The organism is Nocardia sp. bgisy134 (assembly GCF_057708325.1).
Genome location: NZ_JBYIRW010000047.1, coordinates 1 through 4,742, shown reverse-complemented (window position 1 = coordinate 4,742; position 4,742 = coordinate 1). Strand labels below are relative to the sequence as shown.

Here is a 4,742-nt window from a genome sequence, read left to right as displayed (position 1 = left end):
CGCGGGTGGACCTGCTTTCGGAGACAGAACACCGGCAGCTCGCCACGGGTAGGGCATCCACGGTGGTCGAGGTGCCGGATGCCACATTGAGTGATTTGTTCGACGCCCAGGTGGCTCGCACCCCGGATGCGGTCGCGGTGGTGTGCGGGGACGTGCGATTGACCTATGCGGAACTCGATGCGCGGATCAACCGGCTCGCGCGGTTGTTGATCGCCCGAGGTGTAGGTCCGGAGACACACGTGGCGGTGGCGATGCGTCGGTCGATCGACCTACTGGTCGGGATGTATGCGATCGTCAAGGCCGGTGGCGCGTACGTGCCGCTCGACCCTGATCACCCCGCCGAACGCATCGGGCATGTCCTGAACACGGTGCATCCGTTGTGCGTGCTGACTACCTGCGGTGACCGGAACCTGCCGGTGACGACCACCAGCCCGGTGCTGCAGATCGACACACGCGCGATGTCGGGGCCGGATCCTTCCCCGATCACCGACACCGACCGGATATCACCGCTGCGACCACAGAACATTGCGTATGTGATCTTCACGTCAGGATCCACCGGGGTGCCCAAGGGAGTGGCCCTGACTCACCGTGCCACGGTGAGTCAGCTGTCGTGGGCCCAGTCGCGGTACCCGCTCGACGGCAGCGATGTGGTGTTGCACAAGACGCCGATCACATTCGACATATCGGTATGGGAGTTGTTCTGGCCCTTACAGGTTGGGGCACGAGTGGTGATCGCCGCACCCGACGGCCACCGCGATCCGGCGTATCTGGTGCGAACCATGGACAGCGAGGCGGTGACGACGGTGCATTTCGTGCCGTCGATGCTGGCGGCGTACATGGCCACGGTGCCCGCCCCGCTGGGTTCCAGTGTGCGCCGGGTCTTCGCCGCCGGGGAAGCGCTGTCCAGGGACACCGCCGACCGTTTCACCAGGTACTGCGATGCGGACCTGTACAACTGGTACGGCCCGGCGGAGGTCGAAGTAGTCACCGCGTGGGAATGCAGACCCGGTGACACCGCGGCGACGGTGCCCATCGGGGCACCGGTCTGGAACACCTCAACATACGTGCTGGATTCGTATCTGCGACCGGTTCCTGTGGGCGTTTCAGGGGAGTTGTATCTGGCGGGCGTGCAGTTGGCGCGCGGCTATGTTGGGCGTACAGGGTTGACGGCGCGACGGTTCGTCGCCGACCCATTCGGTCAGCCTGGCCACCGCATGTACCGCACCGGGGACGTGGTGCGCTGGAATGCCGACGGGCAGTTGGAGTATGTGGGCCGCAGCGATTTCCAGGTCAAGCTACGGGGGTTCCGGATCGAGTTGGGGGAGATCGAGGCGGCGCTTGCCCGGCACGACGCGGTGGCGCGGGCGGTGGTGGTGGTCCGCGGCGAGGCTGGGGTAGACCGCCTGATCGGATACGTCGTCCCGGAGTCGGGGGTGGAGATCGACACGGCCGAGGTGTTGACGTTCGTGCGGTCGGTGGTGCCGTCGTACATGGTGCCCACGGCCGTGGTGGTACTCGACGAGTTCCCATTGAATACTTCGGGGAAGTTGGACCGGAAGGCATTGCCGGCGCCGATATTCGAGCCGGTGGTGTTCCGGGCGCCGGTCACTCCGGTGGAGCAGGTGGTGGCGGAGGTGTTCGCCGAGGTGTTGGGGGTCGAGCGGGTGGGGCTCGACGACGATTTCTTCGCGTTGGGTGGCAACTCATTGATGGCGACGAGGTTGGTGTCGCGACTGGGCGCGGCGATCGATGCGCGGGTGCCGGTGCGGGAGGTGTTCGAGGCGTCGACGGTGGGGACGTTGGCGGCGCGGGTGGGTGCGCATGTCGGCGAGGGCGGGCCTAGAGCCCTGCGGTCGCAGCCGCGTCCGGATCGTATTCCGCTGTCGCTGGCGCAGCAGCGGATGTGGTTCCTCAACCGGTTCGACCCCGACTCGGCTGCCTACAACATTCCGGTCGCACTCCGTTTGTCCGGGTCGCTCGATGTGGACGCCCTACGAGCGGCGGTCGACGACCTCATCGGCCGACACGAAACACTGCGCACGGTCTACCCTGAGGTCGACGGCACCGCCCACCAGGTGATCCTTCCTGTAGGCCAATGTATTCCGGATCTCACATCGCGGGTTGTCCCCGAATCCGATCTCCTCGAGGAAATCGCTGAGTTCGTGTCGGCCGGGTTCGATGTGACCGAGCAGATCCCGTTGCGTGGAATGTTGATTCGAGAAGCCGAAGCAGATAACCGGTTTGTGTTGGTCTTCGTGGTCCATCACATCGCCGCGGACGGGTGGTCGATGCGGCCGCTGGCGCGGGATCTGATGGTGGCCTATGCGGCACGGTCGCGGGGCGAGGTGCCGGCGTGGGCGCCGCTCGAAGTGCAATACGCGGACTACTCGCTGTGGCAGCGAGAGGTTCTGGGCAGCGAAAACGATCCGAAGTCACGGATTTCCCAGCAACTCGACTACTGGAAGTCCGTGTTGGCTGGAATTCCGGATCAATTGGATCTGCCGGCGGACCGTCCGCGGCCCGCGGTGCAGTCGTTCGAGGGTGCACGGATCGATTTCACCATCGACACGCGCCTGCATCGAATGCTGAACGTGCTTGCGCGGGAACACAATGCGACGCTGTTCATGGTGATGCACACAGCGTTCGCGACATTACTCGCCAGGATGTCGCGGACCGATGACATCGTGATCGGCACGCCGATCGCCGGTCGTGGTGACGCGGCGCTCGAGGATCTGGTCGGCATGTTCGTCAACACTTTGGTGTTGCGGACGGAGGTGGACCCCGCCCAGAGCTTCGCCGATCTGCTTGCGCGGGTGCGGGCGTCGGACCTCGGAGCGTTCGAACACGCAGAGATACCATTCGAGAGTTTGGTGGCGGCGCTCAATCCGGACCGATCGACGGCGCGACAGCCGCTGGCGCAGGTCGGTTTCTCTTTCCAGAACCTCGCGTCGAGCGCACTCGAACTCAAAGGTTTGTCCGTCGACGCGGTCGATTTCTACTCGAACATATCGCAGTACGACCTGCACCTGATCGCGGCGGACACCTACGACGAGCATGGGACCGCGGCCGGTATCGGCGCCACCATCACTTATACGACGGCGCTGTTCGATGCCTCGACGGTGCGTTCGTTCGCGGATCGGTTCGTGCGGGTTCTCGAGGCCGTGATTGCGGATCCGTCGGTGCCGGTGGGCGATATCGAGATCCTCGCCGCCGCCGAGCGGGAGTTGGTGCTCGAGTCGTGGAACGACACCGGTCGTGCGGTACAGGCGGGGGCGACGTTGGTGTCGTTGTTCGACGCGCAAGTTACGGCCGATCCGGCTGCGACGGCGCTGGTGTTCGAGGGCGGGAAACTGTCGTACGGTGAGTTCGATGCTCGGGTCAATCGACTTGCGCGCAAGCTCATCAGTGACGGCGTGGGGCCGGAGTCATTGGTGGCGTTGGCGATCCGCCGGTCGGTGGATCTGTTGGTGGGAATGTACGCGGTCGCCAAGGCAGGTGGCGGGTATGTGCCGATCGATCCGGATCAGCCGGCGGAGCGGACACGGTTGATCTTGGAGACGGGCGCGCCGGTATGCGTGCTCACGACCGCGCGCGACCGTTTCGAGGTCCCGGGTGGTATCGCGGTCTTGCAGGTCGACACTGTAAATCTCACAGAGTTCGATGCGTCCGCGGTGTCGGATGCGGATCGGCTCGCGCCGTTACGGCCGCGGAACACAGCGTATGTGATCTTCACGTCCGGCTCGACCGGCATTCCGAAGGGTGTATCCGTCAGCCACCGTGCCGTGGTGAATCAGTTGGAGTGGATCAAGCACGAATTCGGGTTCGACGCGTCTGATGTGGCGTTGCTCGAGACGGCGGCGACGTTCGATTTGTCAGTGTGGGAATTCTGGTCGGCGTTGGTCTCAGGCGGCCGGTTGGTGATCGCAAGGGCCGACGCTCACCAGGAGCCGGATTATCTGCTCGAGTTGATTCGGGCACAGGGAGTGACGACGTTGCACGTGGTGCCGTCGACGTTGTCGATGCTGATGACGACAACTGGCGGCGGTGGTGGTGGCGTGTCGGAGTCGTTGCGGCGGGTCCTCGCGATCGGTGAGGCGTTGCCGGCCGCCACGGCACAGGCGTTCCGCTTGGCGAACACGAGTACGGCGCTATTGAACTTGTATGGTCCGACGGAGGCTGCGATATCGGTGACGTCACACGAGGTGGCGGATGCGGATGCCGTGGGTGTGCCGATCGGATCACCGGAGTGGAACACTCGCGTGTATGTCCTCGACGGCCGGCTCCGGGCAGTGCCCGTGGGGGTGGTGGGTGAGTTGTATCTGGCGAGTGTGCAGTTGGCGCGGGGGTATCACGGTCGGCCGGGTTTGACGGCGGGTGGGTTCGTGGCGGATCCGTTCGGGGTGGCGGGGGAGCGGATGTACCGGACGGGGGATCTGGTGCGGTGGCGTGCGGATGGGCAGTTGGAGTATGTGGGGCGCAGTGATTTCCAGGTGAAACTGCGGGGGTTCCGGGTCGAGTTGGGGGAGATCGAGTCGGTGTTGCTGGCGCACGAGTCGGTCGCGCGGGCGGTGGTGGTGTTGCACCACGATTCCCACGTCGGGGACCGGTTGGTCGGGTATGTCGTGCCGGAGTCGGGGGTGGAGGTGGACCCGCTCGTGGTCGGCGACCACCTGCGTGCCCGGTTGCCGTCGTACATGGTTCCGGCGGTGGTGGTGGTGCTCGACGGGTTGCCGGTGACTGCG

At 65.0% G+C, this 4,742-nt stretch carries 1 protein-coding gene; it reads left to right on the top strand.

What is annotated here, in order from left to right; genetic code table 11:
* Window positions 1-86 precede the first annotated feature (86 nt).
* The coding region (locus AC3ERS_RS36475; RefSeq protein WP_431972716.1) for an amino acid adenylation domain-containing protein at window positions 87-4,742 on the top strand (4,656 nt) is incomplete at its 3' end.